This is a genomic window from Lysobacter sp. Root76 (assembly GCF_001428685.1).
Classification (GTDB): Bacteria; Pseudomonadota; Gammaproteobacteria; order Xanthomonadales; family Xanthomonadaceae; genus Lysobacter.
In genome coordinates this window covers 453,511-477,145 of record NZ_LMIK01000005.1, presented here as the reverse complement: position 1 = coordinate 477,145, position 23,635 = coordinate 453,511, and the positions used below count along the sequence as shown (strand labels likewise).

The following is a 23,635-nucleotide window of genomic DNA, read 5'->3' as shown; positions in this document are numbered from 1 at the left end:
CGGCTCCCGGTCGCACTCGCAACGCCCCGCGCTTGACAGCCGGGGCCGCCGCATGGTCCCAATAAAAAAGGAAACCCTGAACGCCCGCGTCTTCATTGCCGCGGGCGTAGCCTTCTTTGCGTTAGTCAGTTGCAGTGCGCCGGCAATGGCCCCTGCGGAGCTCCAATGGCCAAGAACCTCCTCATCGTCGAGTCGCCCGCCAAGGCCAAGACGATCAACAAGTACCTCGGCAAGGACTTCACCGTCCTGGCCTCCTACGGCCACGTCCGCGATCTGGTGCCCAAGGAAGGCGCGGTCGATCCGGACAACCACTTCGCGATGGACTATGCGGTCATCGAGAAGAACGAAAAGCACGTCGATGCCATCGCCAAGGCCGCCAAGAGCGCCGACAACCTGTTTCTGGCGACCGACCCGGACCGCGAAGGCGAGGCGATCAGCTGGCACATCGGCGAGATCCTGCGCGAGCGCGGCCTGCTCGAAGGCAAGCCGCTGCAACGCGTGGTGTTCACCGAGATCACCCCGCGCGCGATCAAGGAAGCGATGAACCATCCGCGCGCGATCGCCGGCGACCTGGTCGACGCCCAGCAGGCGCGGCGCGCGCTCGACTACCTGGTCGGCTTCAATCTGTCGCCGGTACTGTGGCGCAAGGTCCAGCGCGGCCTGTCCGCCGGGCGCGTGCAATCGCCGGCGCTGCGCATGATCGTCGAGCGCGAGGAGGAGATCGAAGCCTTCGTCGCCCGCGAGTACTGGACCATCGAGGCCGAGTGCGCGCACCCGACCCAGACCTTCACCGCCAAGCTGGTCAAGCTGGACGGCAAGAAGTTCGAACAGTTCACCATCACCGAAGGCGACACCGCCGAAGCCGCGCGCAAGCGCCTGGTCGCGGCCGCCAACGGCGCCCTGCACGTCACCGACGTGGCCAGCAAGGAACGCAAGCGCCGTCCGGCGCCGCCGTTCACCACCTCGACCCTGCAGCAGGAGGCCGCGCGCAAGCTCGGCTTCACCACCAAGCGCACCATGCAGGTCGCGCAGAAGCTGTACGAAGGCGTGGCGATCGGCGATGAAGGCACGGTCGGCCTGATCAGCTACATGCGTACCGACTCGGTCGCGCTGTCGGCCGACGCCCTGGTCGAACTGCGCGACGTGATCGCGCGCGACTACGGCACCCGCGCCCTGCCCGACCAGCCCAACGTCTACAAGACCAAGTCCAAGAACGCCCAGGAAGCGCACGAAGCGGTGCGCCCGACCTCCGCGCTGCGCACGCCCTCGCAGGTGTCGCGCTTCCTCGACGACGACGCACGCCGCCTGTACGAACTGATCTGGAAGCGCACCGTCGCCTCGCAGATGGTGCCGGCCACGCTCAACACCGTCTCGGTCGACCTGGCCGCCGGCAGCGAGCACAGCTTCCGCGCCAGCGGCACCACCGTGATCGATCCGGGCTTCCTGGCGGTCTACGAGGAAGGCAAGGACGCCAAGGCCGCCGAGGACGAGGACGAGGGCCGCAAGCTGCCGGCGATGAAGACCGGCGACCGCGTGCCGCTGGACCGCATCCACACCGACCAGCACTTCACCCAGCCGCCGGCGCGCTACACCGAAGCGGCGCTGGTCAAGGCGCTGGAGGAATACGGCATCGGCCGTCCCTCGACCTACGCCTCGATCATCCAGACCCTGCTGTTCCGCAAGTACGTCGAACTCGAAAGCCGCAGCTTCCGTCCCAGCGACGTCGGCCGCGCGGTGTCGAAGTTCCTGTCCGGCCATTTCACCCAGTACGTCGACTACGACTTCACCGCCAAGCTCGAAGACGAGCTCGACGCGGTCTCGCGCGGCGAAGAGGAGTGGGTGCCGCTGATGGAACGGTTCTGGGAACCGTTCAAGAAGCTGGTCGAAGAGAAGAAGGAATCGGTCGATCGCAGCGAAGCCACCGGCGCGCGCGAACTCGGCACCGACCCCAAGAGCGGCAAGCCGGTCAGCGTGCGCCTGGGCCGCTACGGGCCGTACGCCCAGATCGGCACCGCCGAGGACGAGGACAAGCCGACCTTCGCGTCGCTGCGGCCCGGCCAGAGCATGCACACCATCGGCCTGGAGGATGCGCTGGAGCTGTTCAAGCTGCCGCGCAAGCTCGGCCAGGACAAGGACGAGGAAGTCAGCGTCGGCATCGGCCGTTTCGGTCCCTTCGCCAAGCGCGGCAGCACCTATGCCTCGCTGAAGAAGGAAGACGATCCGTACACGATCGACCTGGCGCGCGCGGTGTTCCTGATCGAAGAGAAGGAAGAGATCGCGCGCAACCGCATCATCAAGGAATTCGAAGGCAGCGAGATCCAGGTCCTCAACGGCCGCTTCGGTCCCTACATCAGCGACGGCAAGCTCAACGGCCGCATTCCCAAGGACCGCGAGCCGGCGTCGCTGACGCTGGAGGAAGTGGTCAAGCTGATGGAAGAAACCGGCAAGCCGATGCGCGGCCGTTTCGGCAAGAAGACCGCGGCCAAGAAGGACGCGCCGGCCAAGAAGGCGGCGGCCAAGAAGACCGCAGAAAAGAAGTCCACGGAAAAGAAGCCGGCGGCGAAGAAGGCGGTCAAGAAGACCGCGAAGAAGGCTGCGAAGAAGGCTGCGAAGAAAGCCGTGAAGAAGGTCGCGGCCAAGCCGGCGCCGGTCGAAGCCGCGGCGCCGGCCAAGAAAGCGATCAGCACCGCCAAGAAACTGGTCAAGAAAACGACCGCCTGATCGCGGCGCCCATGAGCCCCGGCCTGCCCGGGGCAGCGCTTCCCCGGAAAGTCCTGTGGGAGCGGCGTGAGCCGCGATGGAAAGGGAGCGACGACGCAGTTCGGCTTGCCGCGATCGCGGCTCACGCCGCTCCCACAGAGGCCACGCAGCCAGCGGGCGAATCGCCGCGAAATGTTCCGTCGCCGCCGCGCGCAACGTGCCGCAGTACGGCGGCCAACGCCGCCCATCGTCGTCTTCGCGCTCGCCGCACCGCGAACTGCGCCACAGATTCGTCCGCGCACGCGCCCTACCATCGACGGCTAGAACAGATCGCGGCCATGTCCCGCGATGCGCGTCACCGCAGGACTTCCTGACCGAGGGGCTCACCTACCCTTCCACTCTATGTCGGGAGTCGACATGACCACGTTCAACACGCGCACGCACGCCGGATGGGCGTCCGCGCTGGCGCTGGCGGCCCTGTGGCCGCAGGCCGACGCGCAGGCGCACGGCACCATGATTCATCCCTACAGCCGCGTCTATTACTGCGCCCAGGGCAATATCGAGAACCCCACCGACCCCGCCTGTCGCGCCGCGACCCAGGTCGGCGGCACCCAGGCGTTCTACGACTGGATGAGCATCAACCAGGCCAACGCCAACGACAATCACCGCGCGGTGGTGCCCGACGGCAAGCTGTGCAGCGGCAACAATGCGACCTTCCGCGGCCTGGACCTGCCGCGCGACGACTGGCAGGCCACCGACATCTCCGCGGGCAGCTATGAGTTCCAGTTCCGCGGCACCGCGCCGCACGCGACCCGCGAGTGGGCGTTCTACATCACCCGCGAAGGCTGGGATCCGCAGACCCCGCTGCGCTGGAACGATCTCGAACACTTCTGCAGCATCGGCAACGTGCCCGTGGTCGGCGGCATCTACCGCTTGCAGTGCACGATCCCGCAACGCAGCGGCCGCCACGTGATCTACAACACCTGGCAGCGTTCGGATTCGACCGAGGCCTTCTACACCTGCATGGACGTGAAGTTCGCCGGAGGCGGCAACCCGCCGCCTCCGCCGCAGTGGCGCGACGCCGGTCCGCTGACCGCGCAGAACGACCATCCGATCGGCACCACCGTGAGCGTGCGCGTGTTCAACGCCGACGGCAGCGACGCCGAGCGCATCGACACCGTGCTGACGGCCGGGCAGACCTCGGCCGCGGCCTGGCCGCTGCGGGTGGCGCAGAACGTCAACGCCCAGGCCAGCACCGTGCGCATCGGCGTGCTCCAGAACGGCGCGATCACGCCGGTGCCGGCGGCGACCGGCAACCGCGTCTACCTGACCGGCAGCGGCCGCAGCCACCAGATCGACGTGCTCTTGCCGCCGCCTCCGGAACCGCCGGAGCCGCCGGGCCCGACCCCGGACTACGACTACGTCTACCCGACCGGCATCGGCCAGTACGTGCCGGGCCAGACCGTGGTCAAGGCCGGCGACGGCAAGCTCTACGCCTGCAAGCCCTTCCCCGAAGGCGCCTGGTGCAACATCGACGCCGATGCCTATCGCCCGGGTAGCGGCTGGGCCTGGCGCGACGCCTGGATCGCGTACTGAGCCGCACACGACGCAGGGGCCGCACGCCCCTGCGTCGCGCTTCGGCTTTGACCGCTCTTCGACTTCGACCGCGCTTCAAGCTTTGGCCGCGCTTCGGCTTCGGGGTAGGAGCGGCGTGAGCCGCGACCCCGAAGCGATGGATTAGCGGCCGACGAGACTCTTGCCGAAACCGGGATTGACGACGGTTGCCGCTTGCCGCGGTCGCGGCTTACGCCGCTCCTACCCCAAGGCGGATGGCCCAAAGGCGGATGGCGGACCGCCGCATTCCGGCCGCGGCGGCGCAATGCGACACTGCGCGCATGAGCTCCCTCGCGCCCCTGTCCATCGAGGCCGCCGCTGCCGCGCTGCGCCGCGGCGGCGTGATCGCCTATCCGACCGAAGCCGTCTGGGGCCTGGGCTGCGATCCCCACGACGAAGCCGCGGTGCTGCGCCTGCTCGCGATCAAGCAACGCCCCGTCGACAAGGGCGTGATCCTGATCGCCGGCGCCCTCGCCCAGTTCGACGGCCTGCTCGATTGGGATGCCCTGGCGCCCGAGCGCCGCCAGGCCGTACAGGCGAGCTGGCCCGGCCCCCACACCTGGATCGTGCCCACCACTGCGCGCGTGCCGGGCTGGATCACCGGCCAACACGACGGCGTCGCGGTGCGGGTCAGCGCGCATCCGACCGTAATCGCGCTGTGCGCCGCGTTCGCAGGTCCGTTGGTATCGACCAGCGCCAACCTCGCCGGCGCCCCGCCAGCGCACGCACGCGCGACGCTGGACCCCTCGGTGCTGGCCCTGCTCGACGGCGTCAGCGTCGGCGAGACCGGCGGCCTGACGTCGCCGACGCAGATCCGCGACGCCCGCAGCGGCGCCGTGCTGCGCGCCTGAACGGCTGTCAACGGGCGCTCCGCCGGCAACAGCAGCGCTTTCGCGCGGCAAATCGCTGGCGCAAGATGCGCGCATGTCCCGCCGTTTCCGCCCCTGCCTGCTGCTCGCGTTGCTGGCCCTGGCCGGCGGCGCGCACGCGGCCGAAGTCACCATCTACCGCTGCACCGATGCCAGCGGCCGCCTGAGCCTGCGCGACACGCCCTGCGCGCGCGGCGAGCAGCAGCAGACCCGCGCGATGGCGCTGCCGCGCGATCCCGCACCGCGTCCGGCCGAGGCGGTCAGCCGCGCCGAGCCGCCGCCGCCCGCGGCCGCGCCGGCGCCGCGAACGCAGGTGATCGTGGTCAACACCCCGCGCCCCATGTACGAATGCGTGACGCCCGACGGCGATCGCTACACCAGCGAAACCGCCGAGGGCAATCCGCGCTGGGTGCCGCTGTGGACGCTGATGCCGGTGATCGCGACCCGCAATCCGCTCGGCGACAACGTCGGCGGACGCCGGCCGCCGCCCAGCGAATTCCGCCCCGGGCCGCCGCGTCCGCTGCCGCCGGGCGTGGGATTCGCGTACCCTGCCGGCACCTGGGTACGCGACGAATGCCACACCCTGCCGCAAAGCGAAGTCTGCGCGCGGCTAGGCGACCGCCGCTACGAGCTCGACCGCCGCTACAACAGCGCGCTGCAGAGCGAGCGAGCGCGCATCCAGTCCGAACAACGCGGCATCGATGCGCGCATGGCCGACGATTGCGGAGCGTACTGATGCGGTTGCTGTGGAGTTTGGCTTTGCTGGCCTTGGCCGGCGCCGCGCAGGCGCAGCAGGTCACGATCTATCGCTGCACCGACGCCAGCGGCGCGCTGACGGTGCAGAACGACGTGCCCTGCCCCAAGGGCCAGAAGCAGGAGAAGCGCGTGATCGGCTCCGCGCCGACCTCGTCGACCCCGCCCGCCTTCGTGAACCCCGCTGCGCCGCCGGTCGCACCCGCTCCGCCTGCCGCGCCCGCGGCTCCGCCTGCGCCGCGCGAACCCGCCGCGCCCGCCAACCCGACCCCGACCCCGCCCGCGGTGGCCGCCAGCGACCGCCTGCCGCCGCCGATGCTGTTCGAATGCCGCACCTTCGACAACGACCGTTACCTCAGCGACAAGGGCGATCCGCCCGAACGCTGCGCGCCGATGGCGACGGTCGGAATCAACGGCGAACCCAGCGCCGGCGCCGCCTGCCAGATGGTCACCGACCAATGCCAGCGCGTCGCCGACGGCGCTCTGTGCGACAGCTGGAAGCAGCGCCTGCGTCAGGCCGAATCGCAGCTGCGCTTCGGCCCCGCCGACCAGCGCGCCGGCGCCCAGGCCGATGTCGAACGCATGACCCGGATCGTGCAAGAGAGCAGTTGCGGCGGCTGAGCCGGCGCCTGTCGCGCCCGCTTCGGAGCCGCCGCGCGGCCGATGTACTCCACGGCCGTCGCTTCAGAACCCGTAACGCAGGAACCCGCCGTCGACCGCGATGCATTCGCCGGTGATGTAGCCGGCCGCGGGCAGGCACAGGAAGGCGACAGCGGCGGCGACCTCCTCGGCTTCGCCGATCCGGCCCAGCGGCGTGCGCAGCAGCACTTCGTCCAGGTAATCCGGATCGGCGAGCTTGTCCGAAGTGCGGCGGGTGCGGATGTACCACGGCGCGACCGCGTTCACGCGCACGCCGTCCTCGGCCCATTCGACCGCGAGGTTGCGGGTCATCTGGTGCATCGCCGCCTTGCTCATGCCGTAGGGCGCGCCGGTGCGGACATGGGTGACTCCGGACACGCTGCCGACGTTGACGATGCTGGAAGCGGCATGGCGCGTCAGCAGCGGATGGGCGTAGCGCGAGAGTTCGAAGGCCGAGAACAGGTTGATCTCGAACACCTGGCGCCACTCGTCCTCGGTGTAGTCGGTGGCCGGCTTGACCACGTTGCCGCCGGCGTTGTTGACCAGGATATGCAGGCCTTCGCCGAAGTCCTCGACCCAATCGAGCAGTTCGCGCCGCTGCTCCTCGTCTGCGACGTCGGCGACGAAGGCCTGGATCTCGCGCTCGGGGAAGTCTTCCAGCAGTTCGGCGCGCGCCGCGTCCAGCGCTGCGATGTCGCGCGCGGCCAGCAGCACGTCGGCGCCGAAGCCGAGCAGCTCACGTGCGATCGCGCGGCCGATGCCCGCACTGCCGCCGGTCACCAGGGCCAGCTGTCCGTCCAGTCGCCAACGCTTGGGGTCCATGCTTGCCTCCGCCTGTTCCGGCCCATGGCCGTGTTTGGGATCGCCGTTCGGGATCGCCGTTTGGAATCGCCGCTCAAACCGCTGTTCGAAGCAGCCGATCCGCAGCCGGCGTTCCGATTCGCCGTTCTGCGGCGGCCGGCGTTTGCCGCGCGCGGCCGCCGGCGTAGCATAGCCGCGTCACCGACCGAGGATGCCGCGATGCGCTTACCGCTGTCCCGCAAGATCCTGGCCCGGCTCGCGCCGCTGGCGGCGCTGGCGCTCGCGCTGGCCGTGCTCGGCGCCTGCTCCAAGCCCAAGCCGCCGGAAAAGGAACGCCCGGTCGATCCGCAGGCCACCCAATTGCGCGACAGCATCCAGCAGCCGATCCAGAAGGCCCAAGCGGTGGAGGCGGACGTGCTCGAGGCCGCGGACAAGCAGCGCGACGCGATCGAAGCGCAGGCGAACTAAAGGCGTCTGCGCCGGCTTGGGGGTAGGAGCGGCGTAAGCCGCGACCGCGCCGCAGCCGAAGGTGCGCAATCGCGGCTTACGCCGCTCCTACAGAAAGCCGCTGCCTTCGCCCCGTTGCCGCGTGGAACCGATTCCGACCTGTGGGAGCGGCGTGAGCCGCGACCGCGCCGCAGCCGAAGGTGCGCAATCGCGGCTTGCGCCGCTCCTACGGAAAGCCGCTGCCTTCGCCACCTTGCCGCGTGGAACCGATTCCGACCTGTGGAAGCGGCGTGAGCCGCGACCGCGCCGCAGCCGAAGGTGTGCAATCGCGGCTTGCGCCGCTCCTACAGAAAGCCGCTGCCTTCGCCACGTTGCCGCCTGGAACCGATTCCGACCTGTGGGAGCGGCGTGAGCCGCGATTGCGTAGTGGCCGTAGGCTCGCGGTCGCGGCTCACGCCGCTGCTACCCTACGGCGAAAAACCAGACACAAAAAACCCCGCCGCAGCGGGGTTTTTCGTTGCGTCGCCGCGACTCAGAAGCCGCAGAAGCAGTAGGCCAGCGACTTCACCGGCACGCCGCGGGTCGGCTGCACCGCGCTTTGCAGGAAGCGCAGGTCGGACGCGGCCTGCGGCATGGTCTTGGCGAGCAGGCCGCGGGCGAGGTCGGAATCGCTGCGCAACCAGGCGGCGCCGATCCGGCTCTCGGCGAAGCCGGCGAAGAAGCGTTCGAACGGGGTCGCGCTCTTTTCCACGTAACGCACCTGATAGTCGTCCTTGCCGAGCTTCACGCGCTTGGCCACGTCGTCGATCGCGGTCTGCAGACCGCCGAAGTCGTCGACCAGGCCGCGCTCCTTGGCCTGCGCACCGCTCCAGACGCGGCCGCGGGCGATGCCGTCGATCTCTTCGACCGGACGCTTGCGCGCGGTGGCGACCTTGCCGGTGAAGTCGCGGTAACCCTTGTCGATCACCGACTGGATCACCTGGCCGACTTCCGGCGCCAGCGGCCGGGTGATGTCGAACGCACCGGCGTAGCGGGTGGTGCCGACGCCGTCGCCGTGCACGCCGATCTTCTCCAGCGCGCGCGGGATGGTCGGGATCATGCCGAAGATGCCGATCGAACCGGTGATGGTCGAGGGGTCGGCGTAGATCTTGTCGGCGTTCATCGAGATCCAGTAGCCGCCGGAAGCGGCCAGATCGCCCATCGAGACCACGACCGGCTTGCCGGCGGCCTTGAGCGCGACGATCTCGCGACGGATCTGCTCGGAGGCGAACACTTCGCCGCCGGGCGAGTCCACGCGCAGCACCAGCGCCTTGACGTTTTCGTCGTCGCGCGCCTCGCGCAGCAGCGCCGCGGTCGAGACGCCGCCGACCGTGCCCGGCGGCTGCTCGCCGCCGCTGATCTCGCCCTCGGCGACCACCACCGCAACCTGCGGACGGCGATCGGCGGCGGCCGGCAGCGCGGCGCGGTTGAGGTGGCTCAGGTAGCCGTCCAGCGAAATCTGGCGGAAACCGCCTTCGGCATCGTCGTCGGCCACGCCGCGCTCGATCAGCAGATCGTCGACCTGCTCGCGGGTCTTGAGACCGTCGACCAGCTTCTGCTGCAGCGCGTACTTGGCCAGGTCGCCCTGCGCGGCCTGGATCTGGGTCGCCATCTGGTCGATGTCGGCGGCGATCTTGGCGGCGTCGAGCTTACGCGCCTTGGCCACGTCGGCCAGGTAGCGCTGCCACACGTCGTTCATCCAGAACAGGTCGGCTTCCTTGGCCTCGGGCGAGGCCGCGTCGAGCACGTAGGGCTCGGCCGCGGACTTGTACTCGCCGACCTTGAACAGGTGCACGTCGACGCCGAGCTTTTCCTGCAGGCCCTGACGGTAGTACAGGCGGTAGCGGCCCAGGCCCTCGAGCATCAGCGCGCCCATCGGGTCCATGTAGACCTCGTTGGCCTGCGCGGCCAGCAGATACTGCTTCTGGTCCATCATTTCGCTGAAGGCGACGACCTGCTTGCCGCTGGCACGCACGCGCGCGATCGCGGCGGCGACATCGCGCATCGAGGCCATGCCGCTGCCCTGCAGCTGGTCCAGGCGCAGCACCACGCGGTTGATGCGCTTGTCGTCCTTGGCCGCGTCCAGCGCGCGCAACACGTCGCGCAGCTGCACTTCGCCGCCCTTCTCGCCCAGCGCCTTGCCGAGCGCGCGCGAGGCCGGGTCGCTGCTGTACTGCTCGACCAGGGTCGCTTCCGGCGCGATCACCAGCGTGGTGTCGTCCAACAGCGGCCTGACCCGGCCGGCCGTGGTCATGGCGAGCAGGAACAGGAACAACAAGGTGAAGAACACCAGGTTGAAGATCAGCCGGCGGGTGAAATTCATCGTGTCCCAGACGGCCACGAAAAAGCGGGCCACCGGGCCGCGACGCGGGGTATCGTTCATTGCGCACACTCCATTTGACGCCCGCAGCGTACCGCGCCCCGGGTATTTTCTTCATCCGCCATTCGTAACGCGGATTTTTCAAGCCTGGCCAATGCCGGCCGGGGCTCAGGATTCAGCCAGGGGTTGGACAGGTGAGGGTGGCGAAGTTTCCTGGGCCACCCGCCCGGCCAGCCGCCGCGGGTGGCTGGAGCGCACGAAACGCGCGCACAACAGCACCGAAGCCACGGTCAGGCCGGCGATCAGGCCGATCCACATGCCCTTCGGGCCCCAGCCCAGGCCCAGGCCCAGACCGGCGCCCAGCGGCATGCCGACGCCCCAGTAGGCCAGCGCCGCCAGCAGCATCGGCACCTTGGTGTCCTTGAGCCCGCGCAGGGCGCCGGCCGACAGCACCTGAACGCCGTCCGGGAACTGGAAGGCGGCCGCGTAGAACAGCAGCGAGGCGGCCAGGGCCGCGACCGCGGCGTCGGCGGTGTAGAAGCTCACCAGGAACTCGTTGGCGTTGAACAGCACGATGCCGGAAATCAGCTGGGTGCCCATCACGATCGCGTAGCCGGCCCAGGCCGCGCGCCGCACCCCGTGCAGGTCGTTGCGCCCCAGGGCATGGCCGACCCGCACCGTGGTCGCCTCGGCCAGGCCCATCGGGATCATGAAACACAGCGCCGACAGATTGATCGCGATTTGATGCGCGGCCGCCGGCACCTGGCCCAAACGCCCGATCAGCAGCGCGGTGACGATGAACAGGCTGCCTTCCATCAGCACGGTCACGCCGATCGGCAGGCCGGTGGCGAGCAGGCCGCGGATGGTCGGCCAGTGGGGCGCGTCGAAGCGCTCGAACAGTTTCAGGTCGGCGAAGCGCTTGGCGTTGCGCAGCACCACCGCGAACGCGATCGCCTGGATCCACAGCATGATCGCCGAGGCGATACCCAGGCCGCCGGCGCCCATTTCCGCAAAGCCGAACTTGCCGAAGGTCAGCACATAGCCGATCGGCAGTAGCACCAGCAGGCTGCCGGCGCTGATCAGCATGGTCGGCAAGGTCCAGTGCAGGCCCTCGGCGAGGTAGCGCATGCAGAAGAACAGGGTCAGCGCGAACACGCCCCAGCGGATGCCGTGCAGGAAGTCGCGCGCGCCCGGGATGATCTCCGCCGCCATGCCCATCGGCGCCAGCGCATGCGGAATGAAGGTCAGGAACGCGAACAGCAGCACGCCCAGGCCCAGCGCCAGCCACAGCGCCTGGCGGAACAGCGCGCCGATCTCGCCGCGGCGGCCGGCGCCGTCGAGCTGCGACACCGACGGCGGCACCGACAGCAGGGTGCCGATCGGAACCATCATCGGCAGCCACCACAGCGCGGTGCCGATGGTGACCGAGGCCAGTGTGGTGGTGCTGTGGTGCCCCGCCAGGACGTTGTCGATGAAACCGATCAGGCCGGTGGAAACGTGGCCGGCGACCAGCGGGGCGGCGAGCAGGACGGTGGTGCGGATTTCGCCCGGAAGACCGCGGGCGGAGGGGGCATGCGACGACATTGCGAGGGACCAGAACCGCGACTGCGGCCGCGCGACCGTGGAGGGCGCTGGCGCCGGGTCACGGCGGCCCGCTATCTTACCCGCTTGCAATGACCGGCCGGGGAGCCGCACGCAATCGCAGCCATGAGCGCCTCAAACGACCACGCCACGCCCACCCATTGCGAAAACTGCGCCGCGCCGCTGCAGGGACACTACTGCCACGCCTGCGGACAGTCGATCGTCAACCCGCTGCGCCACGCCGGACATGCGCTGGAGGAGGTGTTCGAATCGTTCTGGCACCTCGACGGACGCATCTTCCGCACTTTGCGCGATCTGCTGTCTCCGGGCCTGGTCGCGGCCAACTACCTGGCCGGCCACCGCGTCCGCTACGTCCCGCCGTTGCGCCTGTTCGTGATCCTGAGCGTGGTGACGTTCTTCATCGCCCAGTTCACCGTGCATATCGGCGAGGGCCAGAGCGAAGAGCTCTACAAGGGCAAGTCCGGCGCCCTGGTGATCAACGGCAAGAACGTCCAGCTGGGCAGGCTCGGCGACCGCATCTCCTCCGCGCGCAGCGTGCCGGAGGTCGAGGCCGCGCGCGCCGAGGCGCTGAAGGAACTCAACAACGTGCGCGACAAGATTCCGAAGGGGATACCCGGCGGCGCGCGCGAAGGCGTCGAGGTCGGCATGCGCAAGGTCAACGAAGCCGCCGACGAACGCGTGGCCGAATTGCGCGAAAAGACCCGTCCCGACGCCGCGGCCGAGGCCGCCGGCATCGTCGCGCCGGCCAATGAAAATGCCGAGATCCCGGCGACGATCGAGAACGCGGCCACCTTGGCCGAACTCGAACGCCTGCGCGACGAGAGGATCAAGCCGCTGCGGGTCGAGCGCGCCGGCCTGGCACCCAAGGACACGCGGGCGCTGGCCCGCAACAGCAACGCCATCCGCGACATCAACCGCAACGCCGGCTGCCGCGCCGCTCAGTTGCAGATCGACCACGCCGTCGCCACCGAGGGCGCGCTCAAGCGCAAGGCCGCCGTCGACGCCGAGATCTATGGCGACGGCGAATGCGACAGCGAGCTGACCTTCTTCGGCAACGCGCCCTGGGACGAGGAAACCAACCCGGTGGTGATGACCGGCGCGCCGGAGTTCGTGAACCGCTGGATCAACCGGCAGATCGCCCGCGGCCATGCCAACGCCAAGCGCATGAGCAAGGACCCCTCGTTGTACAAGCACGCCCTGCTCAGCTCGGTGCCGTCGGCGCTGTTCCTGCTGGTGCCGGTGTTCGCGCTGCTGCTCAAGATGACCTACCTGGGCTCCGGGCGCGGCTATCTCGAGCACCTGGTGGTCGCGCTCTACAGCCACGCCTACCTGTGCCTGAGCTTGCTGGCGATGTTCCTGATGTTCGGCCTGGACAGCGCGATCTCGGCGCACTGGCCGGGCTTCGGCTGGATCGCGGGACTGATCGAGGCCGCGCTATGGGTCTGGATGCCGATCTATCTGCTGCTGATGCAGAAGCGCGTCTACCGTAACGGCTGGCTCGTAACGCTGCTGCGCTACACCGTGATCGGCGGCTGCTACTTCTTCCTGATGTCGATCGCGGTGCTCTCGCTGATGGTCGCCAGCCTGGTGCGGATGTGAGCGCGAACGTGGTCTACGAGGTCAACCTCGACCTCGACGCGGCCATCGCCGACGACTACCGCGTCTGGCTGGGGCCGCACATGCGCGAGATCCTGGCCCTGCCCGGCTTCCTCGATGCGCGCATCCACACCCAGCTGGAGCCCCCGGCCGAACCCGGACGGCTGCGGCTGTGCGTGCAGTACCGGCTCGATGGCCTGGCCTCGCTGGACGCCTACCTGCGCGACCACGCCCCGCGCCTGCGCGCCGAAGGCCAGGCCCGCTTCGGCGACCGCTTCAGCGCCAGCCGCCGAGTGTTGCGCGAAGACTGATCGGACGGCCACCTCCTCCGCCGAAGCTTGCGGCAACCGGAGTCCCGCGCACCAAGCAACTGGGATCGCAAACACCCACTGTAGGAGCGGCGTAAGCCGCGATTCGGACCCCATGAAAGCCGCGCCGGCCGGTGCGGTGGCGCGATCGCGGCTTACGCCGCTCCCACAGAAATCAAAAGCCCGCCGACGCGCCTAGTCGCGCGCGCTGCGCACCCCGGTGCGCTCGTAATGGCGCATCTCCTCGATCGCCTCGATGTAACGCCGGATCGGGGCCAGGAAATCGCGAAAACCGGGGCTGCCGCGGAAGCCTTGCAGGTGGCCTTCGGCGCTGTCCCATTCGATCCGCAGCAGATAGCGGTCCGGCTGCTCGACGCAGCGCGCCAGCTCGTAGCCCAGGCAATGCGGCGATGCGTCCAGCTGGGCCGCGGCCTGGGCGTAGTCCAGCTCGAATTGCGCGCCGGTGCCGGCCGGCAGGGCGTAGCGCAGGTATTCGACGATCATGCGGCGTTCCTTGCGGAGTGGGAAAGCGGCGCCGCGCCGGCGCTCACTGCCGGAGTTTGTGCCAGAACCAGCCCTCGCGCTCGTCCCAGCGCGTCGCCAGCAGTTCGCGGCGCAGGGCCTCGCGACCCTGCGGCGGCGTGCGCTGCACCAGCACGGCCAGGTCCTTGCGCTGCTGCACGCTGAGTTCGCGCAACACCCGCAGCATCGGCGCGTGCTGCTCCGGCGGCAGTTGCGCCAGCAGCGGCTGCAGCGCGGCGTAGTCCAGGCCCAGGGTCGGGCCCAGCAGCCAACCGCGGCGCAGGCTGCGGTCCAGCGCATCGAAACGCGCACGCAGCGCCTGTTGCTGCTCCGGCGGCAGGGCCGCGTAACGCGCCGCAGCGGCCTGGGCCGAAGCGCGTTCGTCCGCGGGCAGGGCCAGCCAGGCGGCGTAGCGTTCGCGGCGCGCGGCGCGCTCGGCGGCCGGCAACGCATGCCAGGCCGCGGCGCGGGCATTGAAGGCGGCGCGCTGCTCGGCGCTCCAGCCCGCCCATTGCGCGGCGTTGGCCTGCAGGCGCGCACGCGCCTGCGCCGGCAGGCGCTCGGCGATGGCCGCGTACTCCGGCGGCAGCGTCTGCGCCGCGGCCGCCCCCAGCGCGCAGGCGAGCATCAGGCCGGCAGCGGCGGCGATGCCTAGCCGGAGGCGGCGGCGCGCGCGCTCAGCCCGGGACATCGGCGCTCTCGGTTTCGGATTGGGATGGGGCCTGCGCGCCGGCCGGGGCGGTCGCGGGGTCGGGCACGGACTCGGCTCCGGGCTCGGCCGCATCGAGCGCGGCGCCGGGCAGGCCCGCGGGGCCGGCGCGCTCGTACGCGACCAGCCAGTTGTGGAACTCCAGCTCGCGCGCCGCGGCATCGCCGTCGGGATCGGCGAGCTGGGCGAAATCGCGATCGCCGATCAGCCCGGCCTCGTGGCCGTAGCGCGCGGCCGGCGCGGCGGCCGGCGGCAGCGCCTCCACCCGCACGCGCTCGCTGCCCAGCCAGTCGGCGACCCCGCCGAACGGCCACCACCAGGTCGCCGCGAACGCGAGCACGCACAGCGCCAGCAGAGTCCACAGCAAGGGCAACAGCCAGCGCGGACGGCGACCGGAGGCCGCGCTCGCCGTATCGCGCTCGACGGCGGTCGCGGACGCGGCGCCGCTGAGCGCGGACTCGCGCGCCAGGGTCAGCCGCGCCAGTCGCTCCGGCGGCAGGGTCTTGATGCGGCGGTGGATCTGCTCGCGCAGTTGCTGCCAGGCCGCCGGATCGGCGCGGCCGTCGTCGTGGTGCGGCAGCGCGCGCTGCAGCGCCAGGCGGTAGGTCGGCTCGGCGATGCCCAGCACGGCCGCGGCCTCGGGTTCGGACAGACCGGCCGCCAGGCGCAGCAGCAGGGCCGCGCGCGGGCCGTGGCCGAGTTCGCCGAGACGGTCGGTGGCGTCCAGCGGCAGCGCGACCCGGGTGCGCTGGTGCAGGCCGGGCTGGGCCAACAGCTGCGCCCAGAAGCGCCGCGGCCACTCGGCCATGGGCGCGGCCTCGATGCCGGCGCGGAAGGCCTGCATCGCCGCGGCCAGGGCGGCGTCGCCGGCGGCGGCATCGCCGGCCTGGAGCTCGGCCAGCACCGCACCGCGCCGCTCGACGCCGCGCAGGAACGCCGACAGCGCAGCCGGCGCATCGTTCTTGTGCCCAGACGTTCCGGAGAGGGCGGAGCCCGCTGCGGCGGGGCTCATCGCATACCCATCAGCATGTTTGCATCATAGCGAGGCGCAGGTCGCACAAAACCGCTTGACACCGCGTTAATTCCTGCTCCGTGAAGCAGGACGCGGCTTGTACGAAAAAACGGTTGTGCACAGCAGTAATGGAAGTGTCATCGAGCTGAGGGAGAACCCCTAAAAGGCCCGCGTTACAAACATGTTTCACGGTCAAACCATTGATTTGGAAAGAGATATATGCATTGGCGATTTTTTCACCAACCTGGCTGCAGGGCTTATTCCTGCGTCATCGCGCAGTCCTGCCGACACGCCATGCACAGATTTATCCACAAGTCGTGTGGATAAGGGTGAATTTTCTTTAAGCACCGCAACTTGCGTGCGCTTTGTCACGGCCGGGGCAGCAATAGTCCGCAACTTTGTCGCAGCCGGTGCGCGGTCGCGCTCGCTAGACTGAGCGCATGTCCGACGGCTCCGCTCAGTCACTTATGCACGTCTGGCGGGTCGCACTGCCGGTGCCGCTGCCGCGCCTGTTCGATTACCGCCCCGCCGACGGCCGCTCGGTCGATCCGGCCGATGTCGGCACGCGCGTGCGGGTGCCGTTCGGCAGCCGCGAACTGGTCGGGGTGATCGCCGACACCGGTGCCGCCGACGCCGACGCGCCCGAGCCCAAGCCGGCGCTGACCCGGCTCGACCCCGAACCCCTGTTCCACGGCGAGTTGCTGGAATCGCTGCGCTGGCTGGCCCGCTACACCCATGCCCCGCTGGGCGAGGTGTTCGCGACCGCGCTGCCGGCGCCGCTGCGCCACGGCGAGCCCCTGGCCGACACCCACGCCTGGGCCTGGCAGCTGACCGAAGCCGGCCTGACCGCGCGTCCGGGCCTGCGCGCCGGGCGCCCGCGCCGGCTCGCCGACCGGCTCCAGGCCGGCCCCTGCGACGAGGACGCGCTGGACCTGGCCGAGGTCGAGGGTCACGACCCCGACTGGCGCGCCGCCGCGCGCGCCCTGGCCAAGCGCGGCCTGGCCGAACGCGTCGCCGTGCCGGCCAGCGCCCTCGCCCCGGCGCCGCAGCCGGGCCCGACCCTCAACGACGAACAGCAGGCGGCGGTCGACGCGATCCTGGCGGTGCGCGAGCGCTTCGCGCCGCTGCTGCTGGACGGCGTCACCGGCAGCGGCAAGACCGAGGTCTACCTGCGCGCCATCGCCGACTGCCTCGCGCGCGGCCGCCAGGCCCTGGTGCTGGTGCCGGAGATCGGCCTGACCCCGCAGACTCTGGCCCGCTTCCGCGCGCGCCTGGGCGTGCCGGTGCACGCGCTGCACTCGGGCCTGGGCGACAGCGAACGCGCGCGCACCTGGGCCGCCTGCCTGCGCGGCGAGGCGCGGGTGATCGTGGGCACGCGCTCGGCGATCTTCCTGCCGCTGCCCGAGGCCGGCCTGATCGTGGTCGACGAAGAACACGACGGCAGTTTCAAGCAGCTCGACGGCATCCGCTACCACGCCCGCGACTTCGCCCTGGTGCGGGCCAAGGCGCTGAACGTGCCGGTGCTGCTGGGCAGCGCGACGCCGTCGCTGGAATCGCTGCGCAACGCCCAGGCCGGGCGTTACGCGCACCTGCGCCTGCTGCAGCGCGCCGGCGACGCGCAGCCGCCGCGGGTGCGCGTGGTCGACGTGCGCAAGCGCCCGCTCGACGCCGGCCTGTCGCCGGAACTGATCGAGACCATCGCCCGTGCGCTCGACGCCGACGGCCAGGTGCTGGTGTTCAAGAACCGCCGCGGCTACGCGCCGGTGCTGATCTGCCACGACTGCGGCTGGAGCGCGCACTGTCACCGCTGCAGCACGCCGACCTCGCCCACGCCGATGACCGTGCACGCCGGCGGCCGCCGCCTGCAATGCCATCACTGCGGCGCGCGCCGTCCCGCGCCCAACGCCTGTCCCGACTGCGGCGGCCTGGCACTGCAATCGCAGGGCGCCGGCACCGAACGCATCGAAGAAGCCCTGGCCGCGCGTTTCCCCGAGGTGCCGGTGCTGCGCATCGACCGCGGCACCACCCAACGCCGCGACGCGCTGGAAAAACACTTGGCGCAGTTCGGCAACGCGCGCGGCATCCTGGTCGGCACCCAGATGCTGGCCAAGGGCCACGACCTGCCCAATCTGACCTTAGTGGCGGTGGTCGGCATCGACGAAGGCCTGTTCAGCGCCGACTTCCGCGCACCGGAAAAACTCGCCCAGTTGCTGATCCAGGTCGCCGGCCGCGCCGGCCGCGCCCGCCGCGCGGGCGAAGTGGTGCTGCAGACCCACCACCCTGAGCATCCGCTGCTCAGCACCCTGCTCGCCGGCGGTTACGCCGCGTTCGCCGAGATCGAACTGGCGCAGCGCGAACTCGCCGCCTTCCCGCCGTTCGCGCACATGGCGCTGCTGCGCGCGGAGGCCAAGGAAGCCGAAACCGCCAATGCATTCCTGCAGGCGGCGCGCATGGCGCTGCGCGAGGTCGGCGACGATGCGCTCGAACTCAACGGCCCGGTGCCGGCACCGATGCCGCGCCGCGCCGGCTACCAGCGCGCGCAGCTGATCCTGTCGGCACCGGAACGCCGCAGCCTGCACGCCGCGCTCGACCGCGCCCTGCCCGCGATCCACGCCCTGCCGCAGGCGCGCAAAGTGCGCTGGTCGCTGGACGTGGACCCGGCGGATCTGTACTGAGCGGCGACCGACGCGCGCTGGCGGCGGGCCTGCCAGCGGCGCACTTTCATCTCACGAACGTCCTGCATTCCGCGCACAGAAACAGGGTTTGCTCCTGTTCCGCGATCAGCTTCGGTAATTTATGCGTCAACCAAGGCCCGACATGGCCGCAGTTCAGGCAGAACTGACTGGGATCGTCGTGCGGCTGCGCTTGCGCTTCCGGTTTGTGGTTCACGACCTCGACGTTGGCCACCCCCACCGTCGTCACGGTCATGCTGACCGCGCAGGCCTTTTCGTGGTCCTTGCTGGCGCCCTTCCATCCGATCGCACCGTCGGCGCCGTCGACGATCGGGCACGAACCGACCAGGAAATTGTCGCCATTGGGATGCGCGCACACGCCGCCGCCCAGCCAGCGTTCGCTCTGATCGCGGCGCGTCATCCTGACGTCCGGATGCCCGGCCTTCTTCGCCGTTTCGCTGCGATACCGGGGCACCAGGCGGGTGCCGTTGCGCGGCCGCAGGCCTATGGCGATCGCGGTCAGCTGGTGGCGGCTGTCTTTCAGGCAACTGCGCGATGCGACGTAGTAGCCGGGCTTCGGCGCCGCATCCGCTGCGGCATCGGGCTCGGGCTGGAAGCCGCATTGCGTCAGGGTCGCCCAGCCGAAGCGGTCGATGCGTCCGCCGCCGCCGGTCACCAGGTAGTCGGCCTCGGCATTCGCCACCAGATCGTGCGCCGGCTCCAGGCCCTGGCTTTGCCGGGCGAACAGCCGCACCTCCCATTCGTCGTCGGGGTCGTACACGGCGATCACCGAGATCTCATGCTCCTCGCTGGAGGGATGCTTGATGTAGCGCATCTGCGCATGCCACGACCAACGCTTGAGGGCGGGGTCGTAGCTCGGGTAGCTCGAGATCAGGAAGTTGCCTTCCTTCGTCTGCAAGGTGGCGGCGCCGCCGGACAGGATCTTGTAGTGCTCGGGAAGATCCAGCGCGCAACGCATCGTGTGGGCGGCCGGGAAGGTTTTGCGGAAGCAACTCACGCGCAGCCGCGGCGCACGCATCAGCCCGGCGACCGCATCCACCGCCGCGGCCACCGAATCCGCCTCGGCCAGCGCGCGGTTGCTCTTCAGTCCGGCATCCAGCGCGAACAGATCGGGCAGGAAGTAATCCCGGACCCAGCTGCGCTCCAACCGGCGGCAGACCGCCTCCCGTTGTTCACTGCTCAGGCCATCGGCGTTGGCGTCGCGCAACAGCGCCCACACCTCCACCGGCCGCAGCCGATCGATCACCCGCCAGTTCTGGTTCTTGCCCAGGCTGTACTTCCACAGGTCCGCGGAAAGGCCCGGCAGTCCGCCGATCGCATGCGAACTGATGTCGATGCGCACCGACTTGAGCTGGTTGCGCTCGTCCTTGCTGAATCCCTCGGCCTGCGCTTTGTCGCCCTCGTTGGCGGTGCCGCCGGTTCCCAGGAAACCCAGGCCGACATAGGTCGCCGCACCGGAGGCCTTCCAGCCCGCAGCCAGGCTGGCCGCCTTGGACAGCACGCCGATGCTGTCCTCGGCCATCGCCTCGGCCCTGACCACGCTCTTGTAGCAGCCGCCCAGCTTGACCTCGCAGAACAGGTGGCTGCCGAACTCGGCGATGAAAGCGCGCGCGCGTTCCGCCGCCTGCGCCTCGTCGGCCTCGCGGGCGATCCGCCCTAGCGCCTCGACCGCCTCGCGGCTCAGCCGCGCGCCGGCCCTGGGCAAGCGCGCCTGCGCGCTGACCATCTCGATCTTGCGCACCGCCAGCTTGCTGGCCTGGCTGCGGCGCCCGGCGGCCGTGGATTCCTTCTGCTCGTACTTGACCCGCGCGTAGGATCCGGCCAGGCTGAGCGCGAACAGCCCGGCCTGGCCGATGCCGCCGCCAGTGATGCGCTGGGACGTCGAAAACGCCGACGACGAACGCTCGACCGTCTTCTCCGCGTATTGATACGAAGACTCGCTGTCGAACTGGGCGATGCTTTCCCGATAGCCCTCGTTGCTGTGGCTCACGCTGGCTGCGACATCCACCAGTTCCGGGCCGCCGGCGTCGCGCACGCCGGCCACGGTCAGCACGACGCCGCGGCGCAGGCCGTTGTATTCGACCAGCTTGGCGTTCTCCAGCGGCGGCTCGCCGCGTTGCGCGGCCAGCAACTCCTTGCCGATCGCATCGCCCAGGTTCTTGTTGATGTCGGCCAGGGCCGCGTTCAACGCGCCCAGGCTGGCGAACGCACCCTTGTCCAGCCGGGTCAAGGCGCCGCCGACGCCGGCCCGCTCCAGCATCGCCGTCAGTTCGGTTTCGGCGCGCTGCTTCATCTCCTGCAGATTGGCGCTGGCGTCGCCGACGCAGGATTCGCGGAACTCGTCGACCTTGGCGATCGCCTCCTCGATCTTCTTGCGGCGCGCCTGCGCCTGTTCGGACATCAGGTCGTCGGCCTGGATCGGCGGTTTGGATTTGGCCGCCACCTCCTGCGCCGACAGGTTCTTCAGCAAGTCCGCGGCGCTGGCGGATTTCGGGTATCTGCGTCCGCCGATCACCCCGCCCTGCCGGAGCGCATTCTCGAGTTCGCCCTTGTCCGGACCGGCGCACAAATCCTGCAGGGCGCCGATCGAATAGACGCCCTTGCTTTCGAACACCGGCACGCTCTCTTCGGGGAAGCCCTCCTGCGCCAGGTAACGCTTCAGCTCCGCCGTCGCCTGATAGCGCGCTTCGCCGTGCGGGGCGCGTTCGTGGCGGAACGTCGCGATGTCCTGATCGATGCTCTGCGCGCTCAGGGCGTCGAACGCCGCCAGCGCCAGCCGGTGACCGGCCAACAACTCGTCCTCGGTCCTGGGCTGGGCCTGCGCTGGGTCCGGCTTCGGCGGCGCCTTGTTGTCGATGAACGCCTGCCGCAGCGACGCCTTCAAGCCGGCGTCCTTGATCAGCTCGGCGAACTCGTCCAGCGTCGCGATGTCCTGCGCTTCCAGCACGCCGGAAAAAGCCACGACTCGACGCAGGGTCAGGAACGCGGCCAATTCGGACGCCGGCGTGGGTTTGGCGAGCGCGCCATCCTCGGACGGCGCTAGCGGTGCTTGGGGACCGGGCATGACGAGCTCCTTGCTTGGGCACGGGCCGCACGGCGCAGGAGCCGCGCGCGGCTGCGGAAGTGCCGCCACGATGCGCGGCCGGCGCTGGCTCGAACATCCCCGAAACCGAGTAGACGCAAGGCCCCGCGCTAGGCCGGCAGCGGAAAATCCAGCCGCAGCCCGGTGCCGGCCGGGCCGGTTTCGATCCGCAGTTCGCCGCCCAGGCGTTGCGCGCGCAGGCGCATGCTGGCCAGGCCCGCGCCGCCGTCCGTCGACGCGGCGGCGGGCGCGATGCCCTGGCCGTCGTCGTCGATCCGCAACTGCAGGTGCGCCTCGACCCGGCTCAGGCGCACGTCCACGCGGCGGGCGCCGCTGTGCTTGAACACGTTGGTCAACGCTTCCTGCAGCAAACGCAACAGGTCCAGGCTGCGCGCGCTGTCCAGTTCGATTCCGTCCAGCCCTTGCAACTGCCAGCGGCTGTCGATGTCGGCGGTTTCCAGCAGCCGGCCCAGACGATGGCGCAGCGGCGCGATCTGCGCGGCCAGGTCGGCGTGCTCGCGCGCGGTGCTGTCGATCACCAGGCGCAGGTCGTCGCGCATCTCCTTGAGCACTTCAACCACCTGCGCCTTGGGCGTGTCTTCGGGCGCTCGTTCGAGCTGGGCGATCGCCCCGACCAGGGTGCCGCCGAACCCGTCATGCAGGTCGCGCACCAGATGCAGGCGCTCGCCGGCGCGGCTGTGCGCGAGCTCCAATGCGTGCTGGCGCGACAAGGTCAGGGCCAGCTCGGAGGTGGCCGCCTCGACCTCGCGCTTGAGTTCGAGGTTGAAGCCTTCCACGCGCCGCATCGCGGCGACGAAACGGTAGGACAGCACGAAGCCGATGCCGATCAGGGTCAGCACCGAGGTCAGGCTCAACAGATAAGTCACCCCGTCGACCCAGCCGAAGAACAGGGCGAAGTCGTAGAACGACACCAGCACCGGCAGCAGCAGGCAGGCCGCGAGCACCAGGGTATCGGGACGACGATGGCGCCAGGCCTGGATCAGGAACCAGCCGATGCTGACGTAGTAGATCGAGCCGCCGAGCGCGAACCAGAGATTGCGCTGATGCCCCATCCACGTCGGCGCCAGCGCGGCCGCGAGCAACGCCGCCGCGGCGACCACGCCCAGGCCGCGCTCCAGGCGCGGATAGCGGCGCTCGCAATAACGCAGCAGGAACAAGGCGTAACTGGCGCCTGCCACCACATAGAACGCGGCGTTGAACGCCTGCCAGGCGTCGGTGTTGGGCAAGGGCCAAATGTCGGTGGCGATGTGGTTGTAGCCGTACAGCGAGCCGGCCAGCTCGGTCAGCGCGAACCAGCCGTAGACGCTGTCCTTGCGCCGCAGCAGCCACATCAGCAGGAACACGCCGCCCAGCACCACGGCCATGGCCAGGTTGATCAGCTTGATGTCGTAGCGCAGGAAGCGCTCGCTGCGGTAGCGCTGCTGCAGCGCCTGCGGATCGCCGATCCGCACCGGCCCGGCGCCGGGCAGATAGGCCGACAGCCCGGACACGCGCAGCAATACGGTGTTCTCGCCCGCACGCAGCAGCGACGGCGGCAGCAGGACGTAGTGCGGCGAATTCCAGGTCCGCGACAGCGGCTCGACCAGATTGGGATCGCGCGCGACGGCCTCGCCGTTCACATAGATCGCGCCGCTCAAACTCATGTAGTCGGCCAACAGCGCGGTCGGCCGGCGCGGATCGTCCTGGCGCCAATGCAGCCGATACCAGACCACGCCGTCGTGGCCGGGCCAGCGCTTGTGCCAGACGTCCAGCAGCGTTACCGGCACCCAGCCCGCGGCCGGCGGCGCCGCGGCGTTCCAGTCCGAACGCGCGGCCTCGGCACGGTCGAGCAGCACCGTGCCGGGCTCGGCCGGCTGCGCCGCGGCATCGAGCGAACCGCAGGCGAACAGCATCAGCAGCCACCACGCG

17 protein-coding genes are annotated in these 23,635 nt (G+C 69.9%); 9 read left to right on the top strand and 8 right to left on the bottom strand.

Annotated features, from left to right (window positions below):
* The first annotated feature begins 165 nt into the window (after positions 1–165).
* The 5 genes from ASE10_RS09445 (at position 166) to ASE10_RS20130 (ending at position 6,557) form a co-directional block, all read left to right on the top strand.
* Positions 166–2,721, top strand: coding sequence for a DNA topoisomerase I (locus ASE10_RS09445; protein ID WP_055907868.1), 2,556 nt, complete (start codon positions 166–168; stop codon positions 2,719–2,721).
* Between the two features lie 492 nt (positions 2,722–3,213).
* Positions 3,214–4,296 (top strand): lytic polysaccharide monooxygenase, encoded by a 1,083-nt coding sequence (locus ASE10_RS09440; protein WP_235565893.1) that lies wholly within the window; start codon positions 3,214–3,216, stop codon positions 4,294–4,296.
* 299 nt (positions 4,297–4,595) lie between these two features.
* Positions 4,596–5,165 (top strand): Sua5/YciO/YrdC/YwlC family protein, encoded by a 570-nt coding sequence (locus ASE10_RS09435; protein WP_056305249.1) that lies wholly within the window; start codon positions 4,596–4,598, stop codon positions 5,163–5,165.
* 73 nt (positions 5,166–5,238) lie between these two features.
* Positions 5,239–5,919, top strand: a complete 681-nt coding sequence (locus ASE10_RS09430; RefSeq protein WP_055907862.1) for a DUF4124 domain-containing protein — start codon at positions 5,239–5,241, stop codon at positions 5,917–5,919.
* Positions 5,919–6,557 (top strand): DUF4124 domain-containing protein, encoded by a 639-nt coding sequence (locus ASE10_RS20130; RefSeq protein ID WP_055907859.1) that lies wholly within the window; start codon positions 5,919–5,921, stop codon positions 6,555–6,557. The genes ASE10_RS09430 and ASE10_RS20130 overlap by 1 nt, the downstream gene beginning before the upstream one ends.
* A 63-nt stretch (positions 6,558–6,620) precedes the next feature.
* Here the strand turns inward: ASE10_RS20130 and ASE10_RS09420 are convergent, their stop codons facing one another.
* On the bottom strand, positions 6,621–7,397 hold the full coding sequence (locus ASE10_RS09420; RefSeq protein ID WP_055907855.1) for an SDR family oxidoreductase: 777 nt from the start codon (positions 7,395–7,397) through the stop codon (positions 6,621–6,623).
* Positions 7,398–7,595: 198 nt separating this feature from the next.
* On the opposite strand from ASE10_RS09420, the gene ASE10_RS21360 reads away from it, so the two are divergent.
* A complete protein-coding gene (locus ASE10_RS21360; RefSeq protein ID WP_055908507.1) occupies positions 7,596–7,844 on the top strand; it encodes a hypothetical protein in 249 nt (82 codons plus the stop codon).
* A gap of 511 nt (positions 7,845–8,355) precedes the next feature.
* On the opposite strand, the gene sppA is transcribed toward ASE10_RS21360, so the two are convergent.
* Both sppA and ASE10_RS09405 read right to left on the bottom strand, forming a co-directional pair.
* Complete coding sequence (gene sppA, locus ASE10_RS09410) at positions 8,356–10,245, bottom strand: signal peptide peptidase SppA (protein WP_055907854.1); 1,890 nt, start codon at positions 10,243–10,245, stop codon at positions 8,356–8,358.
* Between the two features lie 105 nt (positions 10,246–10,350).
* Positions 10,351–11,766: an MATE family efflux transporter gene (locus tag ASE10_RS09405; protein WP_055907851.1), complete on the bottom strand. Its 1,416-nt coding sequence runs from the start codon at positions 11,764–11,766 to the stop codon at positions 10,351–10,353.
* 123 nt (positions 11,767–11,889) lie between these two features.
* On the opposite strand from ASE10_RS09405, the gene ASE10_RS21010 reads away from it, so the two are divergent.
* The gene (locus ASE10_RS21010) at positions 11,890–13,383 is read left to right on the top strand and encodes a DUF3667 domain-containing protein (RefSeq protein ID WP_055907848.1); all 1,494 of its coding nucleotides are present in this window, start codon (positions 11,890–11,892) and stop codon (positions 13,381–13,383) included.
* Positions 13,380–13,691: a DUF4286 family protein gene (locus tag ASE10_RS09395; RefSeq protein WP_055907845.1), complete on the top strand. Its 312-nt coding sequence runs from the start codon at positions 13,380–13,382 to the stop codon at positions 13,689–13,691. Before ASE10_RS21010 ends, ASE10_RS09395 begins: the two co-directional genes overlap by 4 nt.
* Before the next feature lie 192 nt (positions 13,692–13,883).
* Here ASE10_RS09395 and ASE10_RS09390 read toward each other — a convergent pair whose 3' ends face one another.
* The 3 genes from ASE10_RS09390 to ASE10_RS21320 are packed head-to-tail and all read right to left on the bottom strand — an operon-like array spanning position 13,884 to position 15,931.
* A complete protein-coding gene (locus tag ASE10_RS09390) occupies positions 13,884–14,192 on the bottom strand; it encodes an antibiotic biosynthesis monooxygenase family protein (protein ID WP_055907843.1) in 309 nt (102 codons plus the stop codon).
* Between the two features lie 43 nt (positions 14,193–14,235).
* A complete protein-coding gene (locus tag ASE10_RS09385; protein WP_055907840.1) occupies positions 14,236–14,901 on the bottom strand; it encodes a DUF3106 domain-containing protein in 666 nt (221 codons plus the stop codon).
* Positions 14,888–15,931 carry a sigma factor-like helix-turn-helix DNA-binding protein gene (locus tag ASE10_RS21320; protein ID WP_055907838.1) on the bottom strand — a complete coding sequence of 348 codons (1,044 nt, stop codon included), beginning with the start codon at positions 15,929–15,931 and terminating at the stop codon, positions 14,888–14,890. The genes ASE10_RS09385 and ASE10_RS21320 overlap by 14 nt, the downstream gene beginning before the upstream one ends.
* 467 nt (positions 15,932–16,398) lie before the next feature.
* On the opposite strand from ASE10_RS21320, the gene ASE10_RS09375 reads away from it, so the two are divergent.
* Entirely contained in the window at positions 16,399–18,606 is a 2,208-nt protein-coding gene (locus tag ASE10_RS09375) for a primosomal protein N' (RefSeq protein WP_055907835.1), read from the top strand.
* Between the two features lie 46 nt (positions 18,607–18,652).
* Here ASE10_RS09375 and ASE10_RS09370 read toward each other — a convergent pair whose 3' ends face one another.
* Both ASE10_RS09370 and ASE10_RS09365 read right to left on the bottom strand, forming a co-directional pair.
* Complete coding sequence (locus ASE10_RS09370) at positions 18,653–21,688, bottom strand: MAC/perforin domain-containing protein (RefSeq protein WP_082586083.1); 3,036 nt, start codon at positions 21,686–21,688, stop codon at positions 18,653–18,655.
* A gap of 128 nt (positions 21,689–21,816) precedes the next feature.
* Entirely contained in the window at positions 21,817–23,619 is a 1,803-nt protein-coding gene (locus ASE10_RS09365) for a 7TM diverse intracellular signaling domain-containing protein (RefSeq protein WP_157480824.1), read from the bottom strand.
* Between the last annotated feature and the right edge of the window lie 16 nt (positions 23,620–23,635).

What these genes read in the sequence shown, in the direction of transcription:
- ASE10_RS09375 (WP_055907835.1), top strand. Translation starts at nt 16,399, where the DNA reads ATGCACGTCTGGCGGGTCGCACTGCCGGTGCCGCTGCCGCGCCTGTTC.
- ASE10_RS09370 (WP_082586083.1), bottom strand. Translation starts at nt 21,688, where the DNA reads ATGCCCGGTCCCCAAGCACCGCTAGCGCCGTCCGAGGATGGCGCGCTC.
- ASE10_RS09405 (WP_055907851.1), bottom strand. Translation starts at nt 11,766, where the DNA reads ATGTCGTCGCATGCCCCCTCCGCCCGCGGTCTTCCGGGCGAAATCCGC.
- ASE10_RS09385 (WP_055907840.1), bottom strand. Translation starts at nt 14,901, where the DNA reads ATGTCCCGGGCTGAGCGCGCGCGCCGCCGCCTCCGGCTAGGCATCGCC.
- ASE10_RS21360 (WP_055908507.1), top strand. Translation starts at nt 7,596, where the DNA reads ATGCGCTTACCGCTGTCCCGCAAGATCCTGGCCCGGCTCGCGCCGCTG.
- ASE10_RS09445 (WP_055907868.1), top strand. Translation starts at nt 166, where the DNA reads ATGGCCAAGAACCTCCTCATCGTCGAGTCGCCCGCCAAGGCCAAGACG.
- ASE10_RS09430 (WP_055907862.1), top strand. Translation starts at nt 5,239, where the DNA reads ATGTCCCGCCGTTTCCGCCCCTGCCTGCTGCTCGCGTTGCTGGCCCTG.
- sppA (WP_055907854.1), bottom strand. Translation starts at nt 10,245, where the DNA reads ATGAACGATACCCCGCGTCGCGGCCCGGTGGCCCGCTTTTTCGTGGCC.
- ASE10_RS21010 (WP_055907848.1), top strand. Translation starts at nt 11,890, where the DNA reads ATGAGCGCCTCAAACGACCACGCCACGCCCACCCATTGCGAAAACTGC.
- ASE10_RS09420 (WP_055907855.1), bottom strand. Translation starts at nt 7,397, where the DNA reads ATGGACCCCAAGCGTTGGCGACTGGACGGACAGCTGGCCCTGGTGACC.
- ASE10_RS21320 (WP_055907838.1), bottom strand. Translation starts at nt 15,931, where the DNA reads ATGAGCCCCGCCGCAGCGGGCTCCGCCCTCTCCGGAACGTCTGGGCAC.
- ASE10_RS09440 (WP_235565893.1), top strand. Translation starts at nt 3,214, where the DNA reads ATGATTCATCCCTACAGCCGCGTCTATTACTGCGCCCAGGGCAATATC.
- ASE10_RS09390 (WP_055907843.1), bottom strand. Translation starts at nt 14,192, where the DNA reads ATGATCGTCGAATACCTGCGCTACGCCCTGCCGGCCGGCACCGGCGCG.
- ASE10_RS09365 (WP_157480824.1), bottom strand. Translation starts at nt 23,619, where the DNA reads ATGCTGTTCGCCTGCGGTTCGCTCGATGCCGCGGCGCAGCCGGCCGAG.
- ASE10_RS20130 (WP_055907859.1), top strand. Translation starts at nt 5,919, where the DNA reads ATGCGGTTGCTGTGGAGTTTGGCTTTGCTGGCCTTGGCCGGCGCCGCG.
- ASE10_RS09435 (WP_056305249.1), top strand. Translation starts at nt 4,596, where the DNA reads ATGAGCTCCCTCGCGCCCCTGTCCATCGAGGCCGCCGCTGCCGCGCTG.